17 protein-coding genes and 3 CRISPR repeat arrays are annotated in these 20,480 nt (G+C 35.1%); all 17 genes read left to right on the top strand.

Annotation, left to right across the window (positions count from 1 at the left end; all coding sequences use genetic code 11):
• Window positions 1-32 precede the first annotated feature (32 nt).
• The 17 genes from C8N46_RS16265 to C8N46_RS16185 all read left to right on the top strand — a co-directional run bounded on the left by C8N46_RS16265 (window position 33) and on the right by C8N46_RS16185 (window position 19,959).
• Window positions 33-1,829: an ATP-binding protein gene (locus C8N46_RS16265; RefSeq protein ID WP_108115985.1), complete on the top strand. Its 1,797-nt coding sequence runs from the start codon at window positions 33-35 to the stop codon at window positions 1,827-1,829.
• A complete protein-coding gene (locus C8N46_RS16260) occupies window positions 1,826-2,458 on the top strand; it encodes a response regulator (protein WP_108115983.1) in 633 nt (210 codons plus the stop codon). Before C8N46_RS16265 ends, C8N46_RS16260 begins: the two co-directional genes overlap by 4 nt.
• A gap of 82 nt (window positions 2,459-2,540) precedes the next feature.
• Window positions 2,541-3,053 (top strand): CRISPR-associated endonuclease Cas1, encoded by a 513-nt coding sequence (cas1, locus tag C8N46_RS16255; protein WP_108115982.1) that lies wholly within the window; start codon window positions 2,541-2,543, stop codon window positions 3,051-3,053.
• Window positions 3,034-3,318: a CRISPR-associated endonuclease Cas2 gene (gene cas2 / locus C8N46_RS21075; protein ID WP_108115981.1), complete on the top strand. Its 285-nt coding sequence runs from the start codon at window positions 3,034-3,036 to the stop codon at window positions 3,316-3,318. Before cas1 ends, cas2 begins: the two co-directional genes overlap by 20 nt.
• Before the next feature lie 81 nt (window positions 3,319-3,399).
• Window positions 3,400-4,064: a CRISPR direct-repeat array (repeat unit 36 nt; unit sequence GTTTTAGAAGTACTTGGCATTTGACGCCGTGAAAAC).
• A gap of 251 nt (window positions 4,065-4,315) precedes the next feature.
• Complete coding sequence (locus C8N46_RS16245) at window positions 4,316-5,395, top strand: S1 family peptidase (protein WP_108115979.1); 1,080 nt, start codon at window positions 4,316-4,318, stop codon at window positions 5,393-5,395.
• 24 nt (window positions 5,396-5,419) lie between these two features.
• Window positions 5,420-6,391, top strand: coding sequence for a hypothetical protein (locus C8N46_RS16240; RefSeq protein WP_108115977.1), 972 nt, complete (start codon window positions 5,420-5,422; stop codon window positions 6,389-6,391).
• 140 nt (window positions 6,392-6,531) lie between these two features.
• A CRISPR array of direct repeats spans window positions 6,532-6,988; the repeat unit is 36 nt; unit sequence GTTTTAGAAGTACTTGGCATTTGACGCCGTGAAAAC.
• 276 nt (window positions 6,989-7,264) lie between these two features.
• Entirely contained in the window at window positions 7,265-8,230 is a 966-nt protein-coding gene (locus C8N46_RS16235) for a CBASS oligonucleotide cyclase (RefSeq protein ID WP_108115975.1), read from the top strand.
• A 10-nt stretch (window positions 8,231-8,240) separates the two neighbouring features.
• Window positions 8,241-8,747 (top strand): HORMA-1 domain-containing protein, encoded by a 507-nt coding sequence (locus tag C8N46_RS16230; RefSeq protein WP_108115974.1) that lies wholly within the window; start codon window positions 8,241-8,243, stop codon window positions 8,745-8,747.
• Between the two features lie 5 nt (window positions 8,748-8,752).
• Window positions 8,753-9,685 (top strand): AAA family ATPase, encoded by a 933-nt coding sequence (locus tag C8N46_RS16225; RefSeq protein WP_108115972.1) that lies wholly within the window; start codon window positions 8,753-8,755, stop codon window positions 9,683-9,685.
• 10 nt (window positions 9,686-9,695) lie between these two features.
• Window positions 9,696-10,763, top strand: coding sequence for a nucleotidyltransferase family protein (locus C8N46_RS16220; RefSeq protein ID WP_108115971.1), 1,068 nt, complete (start codon window positions 9,696-9,698; stop codon window positions 10,761-10,763).
• A 250-nt stretch (window positions 10,764-11,013) separates the two neighbouring features.
• A CRISPR array of direct repeats spans window positions 11,014-11,331; the repeat unit is 36 nt; unit sequence GTTTTAGAAGTACTTGGCATTTGACGCCGTGAAAAC.
• Window positions 11,332-11,940: 609 nt separating this feature from the next.
• Window positions 11,941-13,353 carry a Cas10/Cmr2 second palm domain-containing protein gene (locus tag C8N46_RS16215; RefSeq protein WP_108115970.1) on the top strand — a complete coding sequence of 471 codons (1,413 nt, stop codon included), beginning with the start codon at window positions 11,941-11,943 and terminating at the stop codon, window positions 13,351-13,353.
• A complete protein-coding gene (locus C8N46_RS16210) occupies window positions 13,350-13,916 on the top strand; it encodes a hypothetical protein (protein ID WP_108115969.1) in 567 nt (188 codons plus the stop codon). Before C8N46_RS16215 ends, C8N46_RS16210 begins: the two co-directional genes overlap by 4 nt.
• Entirely contained in the window at window positions 13,898-15,310 is a 1,413-nt protein-coding gene (locus C8N46_RS16205; protein WP_108115968.1) for a type III-B CRISPR module-associated Cmr3 family protein, read from the top strand. The genes C8N46_RS16210 and C8N46_RS16205 overlap by 19 nt, the downstream gene beginning before the upstream one ends.
• Window positions 15,303-16,631 carry an RAMP superfamily CRISPR-associated protein gene (locus C8N46_RS16200; protein ID WP_108115967.1) on the top strand — a complete coding sequence of 443 codons (1,329 nt, stop codon included), beginning with the start codon at window positions 15,303-15,305 and terminating at the stop codon, window positions 16,629-16,631. Before C8N46_RS16205 ends, C8N46_RS16200 begins: the two co-directional genes overlap by 8 nt.
• A gap of 3 nt (window positions 16,632-16,634) precedes the next feature.
• Window positions 16,635-17,066, top strand: coding sequence for a TIGR04423 family type III CRISPR-associated protein (locus C8N46_RS16195; protein ID WP_108115966.1), 432 nt, complete (start codon window positions 16,635-16,637; stop codon window positions 17,064-17,066).
• Complete coding sequence (locus C8N46_RS16190; RefSeq protein ID WP_108115965.1) at window positions 17,063-19,282, top strand: TIGR03986 family type III CRISPR-associated RAMP protein; 2,220 nt, start codon at window positions 17,063-17,065, stop codon at window positions 19,280-19,282. Before C8N46_RS16195 ends, C8N46_RS16190 begins: the two co-directional genes overlap by 4 nt.
• Entirely contained in the window at window positions 19,279-19,959 is a 681-nt protein-coding gene (locus C8N46_RS16185) for a hypothetical protein (protein WP_158269182.1), read from the top strand. The genes C8N46_RS16190 and C8N46_RS16185 overlap by 4 nt, the downstream gene beginning before the upstream one ends.
• Window positions 19,960-20,480: the final 521 nt, after the last annotated feature.

Raw genomic sequence — 20,480 nt, 5'->3', positions numbered from 1 at the left:
ATGTTGTAAATTACTACAATAAATTGAATACCATGAAACACCTACTTATACTATGTTGTTTGTGCATAGCGACCAATGTTTTTTCACAAGTTACACGATTGGATTCGTTACTTGAAAATCAGCAATACAATCGCGTAGAACGTGAATTGAGTGAATTATTGACATTCAATAAAGACAGCAATGCGTATTGGTATTATGCTGGAAAGTTACAAGTAGGAAAACGAAAGCTGAGTGAAGCGTTTACTTCATTAAAAAAAGTAGATACAACGGCGCTTATTCCACAATATAAAGCATGGTATTATTATGTGCTGGGAAATGCATACCGCTATAGCAATCAAGAAGAAAAGGCGTATGAATTGAAACTGAAAGCACAAAAGTTATTTAAAGCTTCTGGAAATGAAAAGATGGCGAATGAAGTCAATTATGATTTGTATTACACATTGAGTTCGCAGGATTTTTTAGAATTTGACGGCGAATATTATGCAAAAAAATATTATGAAAATGCAGCAGAGCTACAAGACACGTTGCAATTATCAAAAGCACATTTAATTGTAAGCAGATTGGATGATACGGATGATGATACAGAAAAATTTCATCTTCAAAAAGCGACCGAATACGTAAATGCTCTTGGTACAATTTCAGCCAAATATCGTGTGTATAATTACAAAGCAATCTATCATCAAGAGCAGGGAGATTTTAAAACTGCTGAAATGTATTTAGATAGCATGTGGTTTTGCGCCAAGCAAATGAAATCGTCTGATCGTATGGAATCTGTCTTACGAACAAAAGCGTATAGCTATCGTCTTCAAGAAAATTATGAAAAAGCAATTGAAGTGCTAAAAGAAGCCGATAAATTATCCATCAAGGAAAATGTTTTTAACAGAAAAAAGGAACTGTATCGATACTTGGCATTTAACTATAAAAGTTTGGGGAATTTAGATTCGGCTTTTACCTATTATGAAAAAATGGTTGCCTTTGGCGATAGTGTCAATACTTCCAAACAAAATTCCATGTTGACCTTGTTGGAAACTGTGGAATTATCTCAAAAAAATTTGTTGTTAGATGCGGAACGTATCAAGCAAAAAGAGCGTTTTATTTTCACATTCATACTGTTGGTTGCAGTAATTATTATTGGTGTCGTATTGGTTATGTTTTATCGCAATAGAAAACTGCTTGCAGAAAAAGAAAAAGAACTTAGAGCCATTGACGCACGAAACGAAGAAAAAGATCGGCAACGGCAACGCATAGCAGGAGAACTACATGATAACTTAGGAAGCCTTATCATCGCTATTCAACAATGTTTTGACAACTTAAAAGTTAGTAAAGATCGTTTTCAGCAGGAAGAAGACAAACTCATGTCTAAAACACAAGAATTATTAAATGAAGCCTATCAAAAAGTCAGGAATATGGCGCATTTGGAAGATTCTGCGTCTCGAAATTCAGGCTATTGGGTAGATGTTATAAAAGATTTTGCCGCTATTATGAATGAAAGTAATCAATTATCAGTCGAAGTGCAAAGTCACGGAACGGCTAATATCGTTAACATATCAATTGAAAATGAACTGCGTAGAATGACTACGGAACTCATTACAAATGCTGTAAAACATTCGGAAGCATCGGAAGTTTCGGTAGACATTACCGCAGGAGAAAAAGCCATTACCATTATTGTAGAAGATGATGGTGTCGGATTTGATAAAACGCAACTAAAAAACGAAAAAGGACTCGGATTGCGAAGCATCGAGAAAAAAGCAGCAGCATTGAAAGGAAAACTTACTATTGATTCTGTAGCAAATAAAGGAACTACATTTATTATTGAAATACCATTATGATTAATATAATTATAGCAGAAGATCACAATAGTTTGATTGACGGAATCGACTTGTTTTTCAGCTTTGAAAAAGACATTGAAGTTGTTGGCAGAGTAAATGACGGACAAGCACTATTAGCACTTTTAGAACAGAAAAACAGAAACATTCATGTAGTCATTGTTGACATACGAATGCCGATTTTGGATGGAATAGAAGCGACAAAGCAAATTAAAAAACTATACCCGCACATCAAGGTCATTGCTTTTACGATGTTTAGAAAGCGAGAACTATTCAATAAAATGGTTGATGCTGGCGCGAAAGGGTATTTGCTTAAAAACACCAAACTGCCAATTCTATTACAAGCCATACGTGCTGTTCATGATGGACAAACCTATTACGATTCCGACTTGCCAATTGAAGATGAAAACTCAACCGCAGATATCAAAAAAGAAGACAAACTCACCAAACGTCAAAACCAAATCTTAGAACTCATTGGAAAAAGTTACAACAACAAAGAAATCGCCGAAAAATTATTCATCAGTGAACACACTGTGACTACACATCGTAAAAACATGATGGAAAAACTAAACCTAAAAGGCAGAGATGCTTTATTGAAATATGCTTTAAATAGAGGATATGATTTTGATTAAAATACTTGGTGTTTTTGAAATTGGATATGAACTTGAAAGTTCTTTGAAATAATGTTTTATATGAACCGATTTACGCGCCACTATATTTGGAATAGAAGGAAATATATCAAAACATTATTTTCAAACGTTACGAAGGACATTACCCGAAAAGTTTCAATTTGATAAAAGAAGTAGAAGACCTTCCTTAGATATGTTTAATGCGGCACTAAATTATTTGTATGGGTGTACGTATTCGGTAATTCATCAAGGGATTTTAGCAGCAAAACTAGACCCTTATGTTGGCTTATTACATGTTAATGGGTTAAATAAAAGTTCGCTAACGTATGACTTAATTGAACCGATTCGACCATTGATTGACCGTTTGTTATTACAGCTTATTGACGAACAAAAGCTAGATGCATCTCATTTTAAAAACAATGCCAAAGCTGTATGGATTCATAAAAAAGGGAAAAAAGTAATTTTAACAGCTTTTCACAACTACTTGTATCAAAAAATAGAAATTAATAAACAAATTCTTCCTGTAAAAACACACTGTTATCTACTAGCACAAAATTTAAAAAAAGAAATAGACATCTATGTATCTAATCATGTATGATATAGTATCTGATAGTAAACGTACACATTTTGCTAATACCTTGGTTGCGTTTGGATATGAGCGCTTACAAAAATCTGTATTTGTAGGAACAGAGAATCCTAAAAAATTTCCATCCCTACATTTACAGTTAAAGAATATAGTTTCTGAGGATAGCATAATTGTTATAAATATTTCTAAAACAAGCTTTAAAAAGTTAAAAAAATATGGTACATTTAGTCTCGATATGGAATACCTCTGTAACGAAAAACGATCTATGATAATTTGAACCCAATGCATAATATGGCTAAAATGGAAATGTTAAAATCCTTGGGAAGTGTTGATTTTATTGAGTTTACAAAAAGTACGGGTTTTAGAAGTACTTGGCATTTGACGCCGTGAAAACAATTAAATGGGTTTTTAAAATTAAACTGTTTTTCAAGTTTTAGAAGTACTTGGCATTTGACGCCGTGAAAACTTTCCCCCTCTTTTTTAAATTGTTCATTATTTTGTTTTAGAAGTACTTGGCATTTGACGCCGTGAAAACCATGAGAGTCTTCAAATAAGACTTGTGCTCTTAGTTTTAGAAGTACTTGGCATTTGACGCCGTGAAAACGTTTCATTTTCACTTACTTCAGCAGTCATTTCTGTTTTAGAAGTACTTGGCATTTGACGCCGTGAAAACATTAATCCAAATTCTTGTTGAAACTTCCATGATTGTTTTTAGAAGTACTTGGCATTTGACGCCGTGAAAACTTTACAGTAGCAGTGCCGCTGTGTAATTCCATCGGGTTTTAGAAGTACTTGGCATTTGACGCCGTGAAAACTGTGAACTCTTCGCTGTGGCCTCCAAATCTTCTGTTTTAGAAGTACTTGGCATTTGACGCCGTGAAAACTTGTGGGCTAGCCACTTTTCGCGAAACGTTATTGTTTTAGAAGTACTTGGCATTTGACGCCGTGAAAACATAATCTAGTCTTTGGGAAATTCGCTCCTTAGTGGTTTTAGAAGTACTTGGCATTTGACGTTGGGGACGAGCGTAAAAAAAAGGTCTAGTAGACCTTTTTAGTGAAGTAGCCAGCCTGCCGCACGGGAAATTGAAGTTGAAACTGAACTTGAATTAGACAACTTTCTGAGAAAATTTCCAAACAAAAATCAAAAACAATCACAAAGCAACTAAAAAGATTTCCACCTGCGTGGGAATGAGTCTTCGACTCAATATACCTTCATCAAGGTATTGTCCTTTTTTTCCTTTTCTACGTTCTTGCTTTCAACTAAAATTTAATGTATGGAAGCAACGCAAAACACTTCAGAAAATGAAAACATTCCAAAGACTCCTTTAGATGTCATCACGAATCTAAAGAACCGATACAAAGATGAACCAGAAATTTTTCGAGAAATTTTACTTCAAATCGATGTCAGTAATGACGAAGCATTTTTTAAAAGTCTGCAAAAGTATCTAACAGATAAAGAAGATGTGGATATTATTAACAAGATATTCAATTCAACTATTGAGGATTTATCTGTGGAATTGGACTTACATAAACGTATAGAACAAAGCATTATCAAAGAAGCTGATCGTCCAGTTTTTTTAATCAATAATGATACAATAGATACTTCTAAGGCTACCAAGTGGAAAACTCAAATAGAGGAAAAGAAAGATGCAATTACCAAAGCAATTCAATCTGTCGGGCGAATTGAAATAAAAGGTGAAGATGTAGATTTCATTGGCACAGGTTGGCTTATCAAAAATACCGACATCATCGTTACAAACAGACATGTTGCCAATAAATTCATTGAAAGAAGAGGGAATGACATACTATTTAAACAGGATCGCTATTTTGACAGTTATACGGTAAGAATTGATTTTAAAGAAGAGCATGCTACGCAAATAGAATTTGAATTTGATATCAAACAAGTCATCTATTGTGCAAAAGAACGCGATTTAGATATCGCTTTATTACGCGTAGATAAAGAAAATTATAAAAGTGAAAAATTACCAGAAGGTTTGGAACTTTCATACGAAATACCAAATCTAAAAGAAGAAATTTATGTAATTGGATATCCGTCATGCAGCAAGCCACATCACAGAGAGTTAAAAAATAAATACTTCAATGGAGTCATCGGTAAGAAACAATTCGCGCCAGGCTACCTTAGTCAACTACCAGCTAGTAAATACATATACAAACACGATTGCACAACATGGGCAGGAAATTCGGGTTCTCCCGTAATTGATTTTACATCTGGAAAAGTATTAGGAATTCATTATGCTGGAATTCATGAAAACTATGAAGGATATCGAGCAAACTTTGCCGTAAGTGTTGTAGCACTTGTAGAAATCTTAGAAGAATTAAAAATACCGTATTAATCACTAACTAAAAACACCACCACCATGAAAAAGTCAATTTTTATTCTTGCAATTAGTTTTTCAGTATTGCTAATTGCACAAGACAAAACACAAACTACTGAAATAAAAGAATCCAATAATATTTCAGAATCATATATGCTACAACACGTAGGTAAAGAAGTAAATGCATTACAAAAAGATATCTTGAAAAATAGAGAACAATCGCTTGAAAATAAAAATGAGATTGACAATTTATTTTTTACAAAAATAGGTTCGCAAGGATTACTTATAGGATTGATTTCAGGTTTATTTGCATTCTTTGGTATAGGGTTTTATTTAAAATCGTATTTAAAACAACAAATTAACAATAATGTGGTCGCTTTGGAGAAAGAGTGTGACGATTCCATAATGCAAGTACAAAAAATAGAAAATGAAACTCTTTTACGAATTCAAAATACAGAAATTGTAAATGCAGATTTACGTGCCAAATCACGAATATTAATCATTAGTGAAACAGCTACACCTATAAATGATACTTTAGAGCAAATTTTTGAGAAAAGTACAGCTGGTGTGGCTTTTAATTGTGAACACATTCGAATAGATTCACTTAGTTTTGAACAAGCTAAAATAGCAGTGCTTAATCTAAAAAATGAAGAAACCAAAGAAAATAAAGGCTTACATATCAGTGATTTTGATATGGTAATTTTGGATAATTGTGATGCTGAAAATAGACAATGGATAGACCATAGAAATAACAAAGATGGTTTTAGAAAAGAGATATTGATTTTCACTAACGAATTTTTAAAACTTAAAATTGGATTTCTATATTTTTCTAGCGATCAACGTTTCCCGTCAAACGAACAAGAGTTCAGAAACTTGAAAAATAGATTTTTACTTGACTATGTAAATTCTCATGCACATGTATATGCCAATGCTATGAATGTTTTAAAGCTTAAAAATTTTCATAAAGAAAATGAAGAAATGAAAGATGAAAAAGAATCATCAAGTGATTCATAGCAAAAAATAGGTTTAATATAGACTACCTCTGTAACGAAAAACGATCTATGATAATTTGAACCCAATGCATAATATGGCTAAAATGGAAATGTTAAAATCCTTGGGAAGTGTTGATTTTACTGAGTTTGTAAAAAGTACGGGTTTTAGAAGTACTTGGCATTTGACGCCGTGAAAACAAAACCGATGATTTAGCTTTTCATATCTGCAAGGGTTTTAGAAGTACTTGGCATTTGACGCCGTGAAAACAAAACAATCGCTCGCTGTCTTTTATACTCTTTACGTGTTTTAGAAGTACTTGGCATTTGACGCCGTGAAAACTTTTTTGGAATCGGTATCTTGTTCCCTTATATTGTTTTAGAAGTACTTGGCATTTGACGCCGTGAAAACAAAACCGATGATTTAGCTTTTCATATCTGCAAGGGTTTTAGAAGTACTTGGCATTTGACGCCGTGAAAACATGGGAGGTTTTTCTACATCGTTTAAATTAATGAGTTTTAGAAGTACTTGGCATTTGAAGCCGTGAAAACCAGTTAGTGCCATTTGTTATTGTTGCCATTTTATGTTTTAGAAGTACTTGGCATTTGACGTTGGGGACGAGAGTTAAGAAAATGTCTAGTAGACCTTTTTAGCGAAGTAGCCAGCTGGCGCGTGGGAATTTGAAGTTGAAGCTGAACTTGAATTTGAAAACTTTCTGAGAAAATCTCCAAAACAGCACTAAAAAACTTATTGAAACAATTAAAAAGATTCCCGCCTATACTGAATCAAGTTCAGCACAAGCTACGGGAATGAGTCTCCGACTCAATATACCCTCATCAAGGTATTGAGAATCTTTCCTTTTGTGGCGTTCTTGTTCCCATAAATCAAATTAAAATTATGGGAAGAGAACACGTCTCACACAAAGACATCGCAAGATGGGCTCAAAACACAGTCAACTTGCCAAGCGACAAAGCCAAAGAGTATCGAGCACAAGCGAATCGACTCAGCGAAAAATTAAAAAATTACCTAAATGAACATCCAGACTTCGTATTGAAAAGACTAATAATATCAGGGAGTCTATCAAAAGGTACAGCTCTTAAATCTATCAATGATATTGATGTGGGCTGTTATGTAAAAGTTGATGCAAAACCATCTAGCATACAAGAATTGTTAGAGTATTTAGCAGAAAAGCTACGAAAAGCGTTCCCAAACTTTAGTCCCGATCAAGTAGAGCCACAAACGTATTGTGTAAAAGTCTCTTTTAGAGGATCAGGGTTAGATGTAGACATCGTACCAATTCTTTATTACGATGATCCCGATTGGTATGGCGATCTTGTCAGTCAAGAAGATGGTTCATTCTTAAAAACGAATATACCATTTCATAGAGACTTCATAAAAAAGCGTAAGGCAAAAAACACCAATCATTTTGCACAGGTAATCAGACTAGCAAAATATTGGGCAAGAAATTTGAAAAACGAAAATCCTAATTTTAAGTTTAAGTCATTCATGATTGAGCTTATTATGGCAAAACTTGCCGATGAAGGTCAAGACTTTTCGGATTATCCAGAAGCATTACAAAGTTTCTTCACGTATATAGCAACCACAAATTTTAGAAAGCAAATCGCCTTTGACGATTACTATTCATATAGTGATATCGGTTATTTCTCAGAACCCGTTCAAATGATTGATCCTGTAAACGAAGAAAATAATGCAGCAAAACTATATACAACAACACAAACAGATTTAGTTGTTGATGCAGCGATTGATGCAGGTGATGCTATTGACGCTGCCTTAGCAGCTACTACTAAAGAAGATACTGTCTACTACTGGAAAAAAGTATTTGGTCCATCATTTCACATTTAAAAAAAAGATTATGAGTTTCAGCGGAACATATAACAACAGTTTTACAATTACGAATGCTAAAAAATTAGCAGCTAAAGTAGCAACAGATTTAAAAAGAATGCAACGGTTTCACGGTCAACCATCAGAAAATCATATTTCTGATTTAGAAGAAGAAATAACACAACTTTTAAAAGATGGTTATTTAGATACTGTCACCTACGGATTCCAAAGAAATGGAGATTGGATTGATCCAACAGTGAGATATACAGCACAAGATTTAGCAAATTCATCAGGTGATGATGATGATCCAGGAAGAATAAATCCTCATGCTAATGTAGAAGGAGCATCATTTCACAGTTATCTAGTACCATCATCAGCCTGGTATGACTTAAGTTTAGATGAAAGAAATAATTATGAAGATAATTTACCCTTTAAAAGAACTGGGGCACCTGAGCCAGGTGTAGATGGATATATGTCACAAGACAAAACATACACTTCTGGGAGCAAATCACTGAATCGTTTCACAATAAAAAAATAGTAAACATGAGTACACCAAAATCTACAAGTGACTTATTTGAACAAGCAATAATATATCCTGATATAGATTACAAAGATAGACTAGACGTATTGGTAGGACTGGACGGGCATAAAGCCATAATGACAAAAATGTTAAGTCTTTTGATAAATCCGAAAGGAATAGAATCGTGGATAAAGAAATATCATCCCAAAGCAAAACGTATAAAAAATTTTGTTTTAAGAAGACCTCCATTAATAATTTTAGAAGGAGATGTAGGGTCTGGTAAATCAGAATTAGCGACTTGTATTGGCGATGCTGTTGCTAGACAAGAAGGAATTAATGTTACGCTTTTGCCCTTGAGTTTATCTGCAAGAGGACAAGGTCATGTTGGAGAAATGACCAAACTTATATCATCCGCATTTGATTACACCATTGAAACAGCCAAAAAACTTCAAAATTCTTCCGAAAAATCAAGAGGAGCTGTAATTCTTTTAGTGGATGAAGCAGATGCTTTGACGCAATCACGCGAAAGCAGTCAAATGCACCATGAAGATAAAGCTGGTGTAAATGCTTTTATTCGTGGTGTTGACAGAATCGCCAACGGAAAACTTCCCGCAGCAATTATCATGTGTACCAATCGTCTAAATTCTTTAGATCCTGCCATAAAAAGAAGAGCTGCTGATATCTTAAAATTTAACAGACCTAACGAAGAACAAAGATTGGCTGTATTAAAAGAACCGTTAAGTGAACTTGGTTTTACAGATAATGACATCAATAATTTAATCACGATTACAGGGAAAAATGATAAGAGAGCGTATGGTTTTACATTTTCTGATTTAACTCAGCGACTATTACCATCACTGGTTTTAGATGCTTATCCAAATGAAAGTATAAATCCAAAAAAAGCAAAAGAAATAGCTGAGAAAATAATTCCGACGCCACCATTTCAAGAAAAATAAAAAAGTAAAAATGAAAAAAGACAAAGACAACTTTACAACAAAAGGAGCTTTTATTGGTGGTACATTAGGACTACTATTAAACTATTCTCGTCAATCCAACGAATTAAAAGAAAATCCTAATCAAGAATTTAACTTTACTTCATTCGTAACTTATGGAATCCTTGGAGCAATTTTAGGTGCAGTAAGTTTTAAAATCATAAGCTTTCTAGCTTCGACATTCTCTGATGAGGAAATATTGGACGATATAGATGAAATCAATTATCTAGCATCAGTTTTAGAAACATACGAGCCTGATGAAATAGATAAAGAAGTTTTATTAAAAGGAAAGATAATTAAAGCTGCATTATTTCAAAAGTTTGGATCAAACCTGTTAGGAAGACCATCATATCAAGGTTCTAAAGTTCAAAAAACTGAACTAAGTGGACTATCTGATTTGGACATTCTGTGCAAGTTCAAAAGAACAAGTTTCCAAAGAGAGGGTAATATGTATCGTTCCGTTTATAATTTTTTGAAAAGCCATTTTTACGATAGAGATTTGGTTGGAGTTAGAGAGCAGGGAGTTTCTTTAGGTTTAATCTATGATATAAATGGATATGAAGAAATTATTGATGTAGTTCCTGCATTGAGAACAGATTTTGAAAAAGGAAAGAACGAATACAACCTTTACAAGAATCCAAAATTCTCTAAAGGGGAAAGGAAACTGAAAATGAATCCTAAAGTTCAAAAAGATTTAGGAAATAATGAAAGGGAAAAAACAGCAATAATTAAATTATTAAAATTGCTCAGAAGCGAAGAAAAGTTACCTTTAAAATCAGTTCTTATCACGGAGTTTACCAAAAGAGCATTTCAAGAACTAGAAATGCCAAAAGAATTGAATTTACAATTATATTGGGTAATTGAATACATCAGAGATAACATTTTAACAATAAAAATTAACTCTCCTGACAATGAAAATAGCTCTTTAACAGATAGATTATCATATTCTCAGAAAAAGAAAATCAGGAATTCATTAAGCAAAATTTTAAATGATCTTGAAGAAGATAGAAACAATTTGCTAAAATACTTTCCAGAGAAATAACATAAAAACTCTTGGCATTTGACGCCGTGAAAACCTTCGAACGCTTTGGTCTACTTTTAAGTTCGCCTAGTTTTAAAGTACTTGGCATTTGACGTTGGGGACGAGCGTAAAGAAAAGGTCTGGTAGACCTTTTTAGCGAAGTAGCCAGCTGGTGCGCGGGAGATTGAAGTAAAAAAGTTTCATGGAAAACTCTTGGCATTTGATGCCGTGAAAACTTTCGAATTCGCTAATCTCCAAATCTTTAAGGGTTGTTTTGGAAGTACTTGGTATTTGATGCCGTGAAAACAAGACCTAGCTATTCATCCAAGATAACAACCTCCGTTTTGGAAGTACTTGGCATCTGACGCCGTGAAAACAATTCACATCAATGTGAACATGCTCGCCTGTTTTGTTTTGGAAGTACTTGGTATTTGACGCCGTGAAAACTTCAATTTGAATTTCGGCACAAGTGCGGTCGCTTGGTTTTAGAAGTACTTGGCATTTGACGCCGTGAAAACACATAAATGCTCTTCACTAGAAACCTCAACGACAAGTTTTAGAAGTACTTGGCATTTGACGCCGTGAAAACCTTTCTAAGAGATCGGTATGAGATATCATTAACGGTTTAAGAAGTACTTGGCATTTGACGTTGGGGACGAGCGTGAAGAAAAGGTCTGGTAGACCTTTTTAGCGAAGTAGCCAGCTGGCGCGCAGGAATTTGAAATAAAAATGTTTCTTGGAAAACTCTTGGCATTTGACGCCGTGAAAACTCAATTCCTTGATAGTGTTGTTTCAAAGCAGTTTCAAGTTTAAGAAGTACTTGGCATTTGACGTTGGGGACGAGCGTAAAGAAAAGGTCAGGTAGACCTTTTTAGCGAAGTAGCCAGCTGGCGCGCGGGAATTTGAAGTAAAAAAGTTTTTTGGAAAACTCTTGGCATTTGACGCCGTGAAAACTTGCAATTCCTATCATTTGGCGGGCATAGTTAGATAAAGTTAAAGACTGAAAAAATCTTTATAAAAGATTTCCTCATACATGGGAACAAGTCTAACAGCAAAGCGATCTAAGAGATTCCTGCCTACGCAGGAACAAGTCTAACAGCGAAGCGGTCTAAAATCTCTAAAAGAATACCTTCTTCATGGTATGGAACGCCGTTGATAATTACACTTTCTTGTGACTATCAATTGTAAACCAAACATTATGCATACATTCTACTATGGTTTTACGGTGTACAGCATTCAGTCGTACATTTTTGAAACCAACAAACTCAAAGAAATCATTGGTGCAAGTGAAATTGTGGAAAAAGTCTGTAAATCGGAGTTTCAAACACATTTCAAAGACTTCTTACAAAACGCTACTGTTTTACTGGAAGCAGCAGGAAACATTCGTTGTGTGTTTTCCATTTCAGATGCAGAGTTGGACAGCTTTAAAGAAACCTATGCGCGGTTTTCCATGAAAATCACTTTAGCATATCCCGAATTAAAATTTTGTCAAGCCATTCACTCTTTAAAAGAAAAAAACGATCCATCTGCGGGCGACATCAAAAGCTTAAACCATTCACTAACTACCAAAAAACAACAACCTGTATATTATCCACGATTGGCGTGTATGGGCGTTGCTCGAAATCAACGAACTCGAAAGATTCAATCGTATCCTAATCGAACTGAGACTCAACAAGAACTCGATCTTTCCACAAAAGTAAAGGATACACATAGCGAAGGTAATTTGTTGTTGGATAAGCTTAAAAATATTCATGCCGAGTTCCCTATAAAACTAGAAGAAATCGCTTCCGAACAAAGCTATATCGCATTGGTACATATTGATACCAATGGGTTGGGAAAGTTCATAGAAAAACTAATCGATAAAGCCAATAGTAAAGCATTACAAAAATTTTCAAATGAAGTGGAAAATGCGACACTTTGTGCCTTGAGAACAGCAATTAAAGAAACGTTTCCTATTGTAAAAGATGCTACCGATAAAAACAAGCCTAAAATTCCGTTTCGCCCTGTGTTGATTGGCGGCGATGATGTAACAGTAATCATCAAAGCGGAACATGCGTTTGATTTTACAAGAATTTACATGGAGACTTTTGAAAAAGAATCCCAAAAAATCAAAGAAACAGATAAAAAAGGCTTAACCGTGGCTGCGGGTATTGCGTTTACCAAACAAAAGTTTCCACTGCATTACACGGCAGATTTGGTAGAAGATTTATGCAAAAGTGCCAAAGCAGGAAGCAATCGAACATACAGTGCCATTCGCGTACATCGTGTCCGTAATACGTACGCGAGCGATTTTGACCGTATTATAACTTCTGAATTGCGTTCAACGGAAAAAGAAACCTTCTACAACGCAAAACCGTTTAGCATTGGCGAGTTAGCACAATTTCAAAAAGATATAGTTGCGCTCAAAAAAGATGATTTTCCTAAAGCAGATTTGGAAAACTATCTCTCACAAATCATTGTCAACAATCCGCAACGAACGTTTCTCAAAGATCGTATGTTGGAAAAACTACCAGAATCTGACGTTGCATTCATCAAAAACATGCAAAAGGAGACACTGGACTTACCGTATTTATACAATCTGATCAATCTTCAAAAACTTGTAACCACATGAACATACTTTCCTATTCCGTAACCTTTCATTCGTATTGGTTGCATCAAGACAAAGCAGGGCAAAGTGTCGGCGTTGATAACAGTCCGATACTAGAAGACGATCATCCTATTTTCGGCGGAAAAGCCTTAAAGGGATTATTCAAAGAGCAAATCGCAGTTTTACAATACTGTAAAGCACTTTCAACAGCAGACGAGAGATTAGAAAAGTTGTTTGGGAAAAAATATATCCAAGAAAGCGATATCAAATTCAATTCGGTACGATTAAAGGAATTTGTTCCAAAAAACTATCATCATTTATTCTTTAAAGATATAACAACAACTGCTATTGAAGCAGAAACGAAACAAGCCAAAGAACATTCGCTACGAACCACCAAAGTGGTTATTCCAATGCGATTGGAAGGAACGATTACTATTGAAAACATGACGAATGAAACTGTGCTTGAAAACCTAAAAAAAGACCTGCATTTAATGGCAGGATTAATCAAAGAAATTGGAAAAGACAGATACAAAGGCTTGGGCAGTTGTGTCGTAAAAATTGAAGAAACATGCAACATTATACTGTAACTATTACTGCCAAAGAACCGTTGGTTTTGCGCACGCAATCGGGTTCGGAAGTACAATCGGATGTTGTCGATTATGTACAAGGTGCAAAACTCTTGGGATTGGTCGCAAAGCAATCGTATGCAAATTTGAAAACACAAAATAAAGATGCTGTTTATGAATTATTTCATGCTGGAAATGTTCGTTTTGGGAATGCGTATCCAATCTGTCAACAACAAGTTGGCTTGCCTGTGCCGTTTTCGTTGTATAAAACAAAAGATGCGGAAGGTAACAATAGCTTTACGTTTTCTCCAACGGGAAATCACAAAAAAAAGCAACAAAAAGAAGGATTTGTCATTGCTAAAGACGCGCAACTTTCGCTTTTCACTGTTCCACAAGGCGAACGATTAAAATCTGCTAGAGATTTAGAAAAGCGACGTTCTAAAGATGAAGCTATGTATTTATATAGTTATCTAAAAAGAGGTGTGCAATTTCAAAGTACAATAGCTGTAAAAGAACCTTCCGACGAAATCACAGAAGCAATTCAAAAACTTAACGGAGCGCACTATATTGGCACTTCTAAAGGAGAATTTGGATATGTTACCATAGAAGTTTCCGAAACTACAAAAGCTGAAGAAGTAGCCAATGTAAAAGGCAAACAAATCATCATTTATGCATTGAGTGATTTGATTTTTTTGAATGAGTTCGGACGCTATACTACGCAAATAAACGCTGCTGATTTTGGCATGGAGAACGCAAAACTTACAGAAGAATCGTCTTCTATCCAGTTTAAATTCTTTCACACCTATAATTCTAAAAGACGAAATGAAGATGCCGATCGCATCGCAATTAAAAAAGGAAGTGTGTTGGTGTTTGAAAGTACTGAAGACAATCAAGACATTGAAATTAGCACACAAACTATCAACGAAGGTGTTGGTGTACACAAATCAGAAGGTTTTGGACAAATTTTAGTCAATCCTGAATTTTTGCATTGCGAAGTCATCAAAGAAACCACCGAGGGAATTCGCTTGAATCTGATGAGTGAAGCTAAAGATGTTGAAAGTGACTTCTTAAAACAGCTTTCAGAGCGTAATGAAATCATTCAAAAAGATCATACAGCCTATGAGGAAGCTAAAAAGTTTATCGAAGACCACAAAACACTTTTCGAGAAAACTACAAAAAGTCAATGGGGTGCAATTCGTAATTATGTATTAGAAGCCATTGCATCTGAGAATCCGAAAGAAATCTTACGAGAAAAATTGACGGATACAAAAAAAGGATACTTACGTGAAAAGGCAAATGCAAATTGGAGTAGACCGCAAGCAGACGTCATTGAAAGACTTTTAGACAAATCAAATGCCGTTGATTTGTTATTAAAAATATGTGTTGAACTTCCAAAAACCTTGAAAAATGATTAAATACCTCGCAAATATTATCCTCGAATTGCAAAGTCCGCTTTGCATTGCCAGCGGATTGGAAAATAGTTATAGCGATACGCAGGTACGAAGAGATTGGAACAATCTACCTGTGATTCCTGGAACTTCATTAAAAGGAGTCATCAAATCGTTAGCTTCTGAAGATGCATTAAAACTATTAGGAATACAAACAGAACCGAATTCCGAAGAGAATACAGGAGAAGGTTCGTCTTTAATCGTAAATGATGCCTTGTTGCAAGACAGCAATGGAAAAGTATATACACAATTGAATAATGCGGTTTTTCAAGATGAACTTTTGAAGCATTATAAAATCTTACCGAATCGAGAACATGTGTGCATCAATCATTTGGGCGTTACGGATGGAAAAGGAAAATTTACCAACGCCATTGTACACAAAGGCAGTCGTTTTCAATTACAGCTAAAGCTAGAAGTTAATAAAGCTAAAGATGTAATTTGGGAAGAAATACTAACCCTTTTTTACCGTCAAGATTTCTTATTGGGTAGTCAAGCCACCAATGGTTTAGGACAAATCAAACCAATTTCAATCGTACATCGAAAATTTGATTTTAGCAATATGGACGATTTACAAGATTTCTGTGCTTTTACGCCGTATTCAGCGATTGTAAAAGGAAACAAGTTTACACCAAAAACAACAGAATCAACTTTTGAATTATACAAACAATTCAAATTTACAACCGATGCCATTCATATCGGAGTCGGTTATGGAGATGATGAGGTAAATGCTTCCAATTTGCAAGAAAAATGCATGTTGTGGAATTTCAATGGAAATTTCACAAAAGCAGCAACCAATTATGTCATTCCAGGTGCTTCCATCAAAGGTGTGTTGCGACATCGCACCTTTTATTACTTATGTCCCGCGTATGATTGGAAATCTAAAATCTGTTTACAAGACTACAAAGACCTTCAAAAAGAAGCAGAAGCAGCCTTAGAAAGTTTATTTGGAAGCAAAGCCGAAAGTAAAAACGAAAATGGTCATATCGGAAATGTCATTGTTGAAGATGTTACGATTGATGAAAAATTTATTCGTAATGCAGAAACCACTTTTCAACACAACAGTATCGATCGCTTTACAGGCGGAACGATTGACAAAATGCTTTTCTCCGAAAAAGTATATGCAATTAAACAACCAACGCAGCTAAAAATTTGGTTGTCGCATAAAGAAGGAATAGACAAAAAAGTATTAGAAGCTTTTGACAAAGCTATTGACGATTTAAAAAATGGTCGATTGGCTTTAGGAGGAAACACCACCAACGGAAACGGATTTTTAAAAGTAGCAAATTAGATTATGGAAACTACACGTACACAACAAATAACAACAGACGAGTTATGGGATATTTTTGATGCGCAATATTCTTGGACTGGTTATCTGTGGCAAGATGATAGAGATAAACCTTTTGTATTTATAAATCAGCTTGTGAATTATAGAGAATATTTCACAACAACGATTCCTTTTATCGTAGAAGGATATTTGGTTAACGAAAATCAAACAATAAGCTTAACCATCAAAAACATTGACGGTGTGTATTACTGTTATAAAAGTGAAGGTTTTGCAGATTTGGAAAATGAACAAAAATTTCCAGCGCACAAAGCATTTGAAAACACAGGAATCAAAGCATTAGAATTTATTCCAGTTTTCAAAAAACAGGAAGATTCACTTTCTCCTAATTTTCAAGAATACGTATATAGTCATCAAATTTTTAAAGGAATTGTATCATGAGTACCGTAACATCAGCCTATAATTTTGTCCCAATTAATAAAGAAGTATGTTTGCCTGATTGGGCAGACTATGTAAGTCAAGATATTCCCTTGCAAGGAGCGTTGTCTGGAGAAATTGATCTAACCATCACTGCGAAAACGCCCATTTTTGTCAGAGGGAAATCGACTGTTTCTAATCCAAATGCGCATCAAGAATATGAATTCATGAAGCATAATGATCAGTATTGCATCCCAGGAAGTAGCATCAAAGGAACGATTGCCAATGTCTTGGAGATTATATCTTTTGGTAAGTTAAATAGAATAAACGATCATCGTTTTAGTCAACGTGATTGGAACAATGAAAAAATTTATGATAAGCAAAGTTTTGCTCAAAAAAACAAAGGCGGTTGGTTATATTTTGAAGGAGAAACATATAAAATTGATTACAACACAGCGCAGATAGGAAGAATTGAGCATAAAGAAATAGACGCGTATTTCAAAACAAATTTTGTTGAGTTATTTGGAGAGAATTTTGACCAAAAAATTCCTGGAGAGAATAAATCTGCATTGAGGAAATACAAACTTTTAAAAGATAGAAACCTAAAAGTAGAGAATAAGTTGGTTGAATTAAGAAGACGGCATAGACATGAACAGCAACGGTATAAAATTCAACCTGACATTACAAATGGTGCATCAGGAACGATTGTGTTCTCTGGTCAGTCTTCAGAACGAAAAGAGGTAAGAGAAGGAGTATGGAAAGGAAAAAACAAAGAATTTATTTTTTGGGAACCAAATGTTAAAAAGAAAGAAGTGCCAAAGCAAGTTATGAAGGACTTCTTCTTTGCCTATTACGAAGACGATTCTAAAAAACGAACTACCGATTGGGAACATTGGCGAAAAGTGTTAGCCAACGGTGAAAGAGTTCCCGTATTTCTTCAGTTAGATGAAAAGGATAACATCAAGCATTTTGGCTTGTCCATGCTATATAAATTGCCTTTTGACCAGAGAGTAAAAGAATTACTTAAAGGAACGCATCACGAGAAAAAACAGTATGATTTTGTAGAAACTTTATTTGGCTATTCAATTGAGAAAGAAAGTAGTAAAGGAAGAGTGAGTTTTCAACATGCTTTTGCAGAAGGTTTTGTGAAAGAATGTAAACCCAAAACATTGGTACTAGGCGAACCCAAAGCAAGTTATTATCCGTTTTATATTCCACAAGAATTTATCAGAGATGATTCGACTATTATAATTAATGGCGAATATATAACGTATAATGATGATGTTCCACTAGCAGGACGTAAACGCTATCCAATCAAAAAAATAGATGATAGCTTAGGCGCTGATGAGTCTGCATTTTCTACCACATTTAAGCCATTGCCTGCTGGGACCACTTTTAAAAGCAAAATAGTCTATCACAATCTATTACCCGAAGAATTAGGTGCGTTGTTGTGTGCTTTGACATTTAACGGTGTAGAAAACTGTCATCATGGTATCGGCATGGCAAAACCCTATGGATATGGTGCGGTTGCGATAGATATAATGATGTATGAATCAGTCCGAAATAAAGCCATGATGGCTTTTAGAACCTATATGGAATCGTGGTGGATAGCGGAAAAGCTCGAAGGAACTTGGTCAGAAAGTGAACAATTGCAAGAACTTATTGCGATGGCGCGATTTTCTCATCAGTCAAAAAAATTGACGTATATGGAATTGACAGATTTCCCGCAAATCATCAAAGAGCAAAAAGCCTTGCCACGTTTTACTCAATTTTTAGGAATTGAACCGCATAATTATTCAGAATCTTATCAAAAAGAAATAAACGCATTTATCGAAATTGAAAAAGAGCGTTTAGCAGCGATTGAAGAAGCAGAAAGGCTAAAAAAGGAAGCTGAAGAAAAAGCAAAAGCTGAAGCAGCAGAAGCGGAAAAAGAAGCGAACGCAGCAAAAGAACGACAAGAAAATTTAGCCAAAGGACTTTTTGAATGGCTTCCTAAAACGAATGATTACGGTTTGATTGCTGATAAAATGGACAAATGGATTGACATGCGTAACGAAGAATGTATTACTGATACAGCAGAAATAAATTATGTGCTTTTGAATGTAACAGCATCAAGAAAGAAAAAACCATCTAGGCATAGAGAACGTTTTTTTAATGAGAAAAAAACAAATGATCTTATCCGATGGATTGGCAAAGAAGAAACAGAAAAATTTATACAATCTTTTACAAACGAATCATGACACCACAAACCATCACACAAATTACTTTTTACGATCGGAAACTTAAAACAATGGAAACCTCAGACCGTTCTTTGGGAACGGCAAAATGGCAAGGCGATGTGTTGGATATGGTCAAACAAACCGAACATCCAGAATTGTATCATTTGTTTCACAACAAAAATTCAGACTATCCGTTGATACAATTTCGCAACGATCAAGGATTTGCAGCCTTGGCGGGTATTGGCAACAAAGCTTCGTGGGCAGTTGGATATTTTGCAGAAGCCTACATGAAACAAACTTCTGAATCTAACAACATCTTTCAGCAAACGGCATATTACACGCCTGTACAACTTACTGAACCGCAAACTTATCACATAGAACGTTATCTGTTTCCGCGTAGCAAACGGAATAGTTATCAAAACTTACAGGCTGTTTGGAAAGATGTGGACGACCTTACAACGCGACTCAAAAAGAACATTGACGAATTGGTACACAAGCAATTAGGTTTTTCATTGCCTAACTATACTTTGGAAGTCCAAAACATCAGCGAACCCAAAAGTTTCCGAACCTACAAACCGTTTGGAACGTTCTTTGAGCGTGGCATACAACTCACATTTTCCACCAACATCCTATTACCGCCACTCACCGCCATTGCCACAGGAAAAAGCAAAGGTTATGGATGTATTCAGAAAGTATAGTAAATAAAACGTTCTTTGAAATAATGATATTGGGCATTTGACGCCGTGAAAACTGTTGAACCTTTGTGTCATTTGCCTCCATAATGATATAGAAATTAATTGGCATTCAACGCCGTGAAAACTCTCACGAATGTGTTGATTAGTGTTCTGTCTCTTGTTTTAGAAGTACTTGGCATTTGACGTTGGGGACGAAGCGTAAAGAAAAGGTCTTGTAGACCTTTTTAGCGAAGTAGCCAGCTGGCGGGCAGGAAATTGAAGTAAAAAAGTTTCTTGTTAAATGTTGGCATTTGACGCCGTGAAAACTTTGTGAGGCGTTGGTTACCCAACAAGTTCATTTAGTTTTAGAAGTACTTGGCATTTGACGCCGTAAAAACATCTTTTGCACGAAGGCGCGGTGCTTTTTCGGAATGGTTTTAGAAGTACTTGGCATTTGACGCCGTGAAAACAAAGCTACTGCTAATGTTAGGCATTTTTTACTATCGAGTTTTAGAAGTACTTGGCATTTGACGCCGTGAAAACCG

This window comes from Kordia periserrulae (genome assembly GCF_003054265.1).
GTDB lineage: Bacteria > Bacteroidota > Bacteroidia > Flavobacteriales > Flavobacteriaceae > Kordia > Kordia periserrulae.
The sequence above is the reverse complement of the archived record's forward strand: the minus strand, read 5'-3'. Positions and strand labels throughout refer to the sequence as shown.

Bases quoted from the DNA above. Each gene is read 5' to 3' on its own strand.
- cas2 (WP_108115981.1), top strand. From the start codon at position 3,034: ATGTATCTAATCATGTATGATATAGTATCTGATAGTAAACGTACACAT.
- C8N46_RS16195 (WP_108115966.1), top strand. From the start codon at position 16,635: ATGGAAACTACACGTACACAACAAATAACAACAGACGAGTTATGGGAT.
- C8N46_RS16190 (WP_108115965.1), top strand. From the start codon at position 17,063: ATGAGTACCGTAACATCAGCCTATAATTTTGTCCCAATTAATAAAGAA.
- C8N46_RS16230 (WP_108115974.1), top strand. From the start codon at position 8,241: ATGAGTTTCAGCGGAACATATAACAACAGTTTTACAATTACGAATGCT.
- C8N46_RS16265 (WP_108115985.1), top strand. From the start codon at position 33: ATGAAACACCTACTTATACTATGTTGTTTGTGCATAGCGACCAATGTT.
- C8N46_RS16200 (WP_108115967.1), top strand. From the start codon at position 15,303: ATGATTAAATACCTCGCAAATATTATCCTCGAATTGCAAAGTCCGCTT.
- C8N46_RS16260 (WP_108115983.1), top strand. From the start codon at position 1,826: ATGATTAATATAATTATAGCAGAAGATCACAATAGTTTGATTGACGGA.
- C8N46_RS16205 (WP_108115968.1), top strand. From the start codon at position 13,898: ATGCAACATTATACTGTAACTATTACTGCCAAAGAACCGTTGGTTTTG.
- C8N46_RS16240 (WP_108115977.1), top strand. From the start codon at position 5,420: ATGAAAAAGTCAATTTTTATTCTTGCAATTAGTTTTTCAGTATTGCTA.
- C8N46_RS16220 (WP_108115971.1), top strand. From the start codon at position 9,696: ATGAAAAAAGACAAAGACAACTTTACAACAAAAGGAGCTTTTATTGGT.
- C8N46_RS16185 (WP_158269182.1), top strand. From the start codon at position 19,279: ATGACACCACAAACCATCACACAAATTACTTTTTACGATCGGAAACTT.
- C8N46_RS16215 (WP_108115970.1), top strand. From the start codon at position 11,941: ATGCATACATTCTACTATGGTTTTACGGTGTACAGCATTCAGTCGTAC.
- C8N46_RS16245 (WP_108115979.1), top strand. From the start codon at position 4,316: ATGGAAGCAACGCAAAACACTTCAGAAAATGAAAACATTCCAAAGACT.
- C8N46_RS16225 (WP_108115972.1), top strand. From the start codon at position 8,753: ATGAGTACACCAAAATCTACAAGTGACTTATTTGAACAAGCAATAATA.
- C8N46_RS16210 (WP_108115969.1), top strand. From the start codon at position 13,350: ATGAACATACTTTCCTATTCCGTAACCTTTCATTCGTATTGGTTGCAT.
- C8N46_RS16235 (WP_108115975.1), top strand. From the start codon at position 7,265: ATGGGAAGAGAACACGTCTCACACAAAGACATCGCAAGATGGGCTCAA.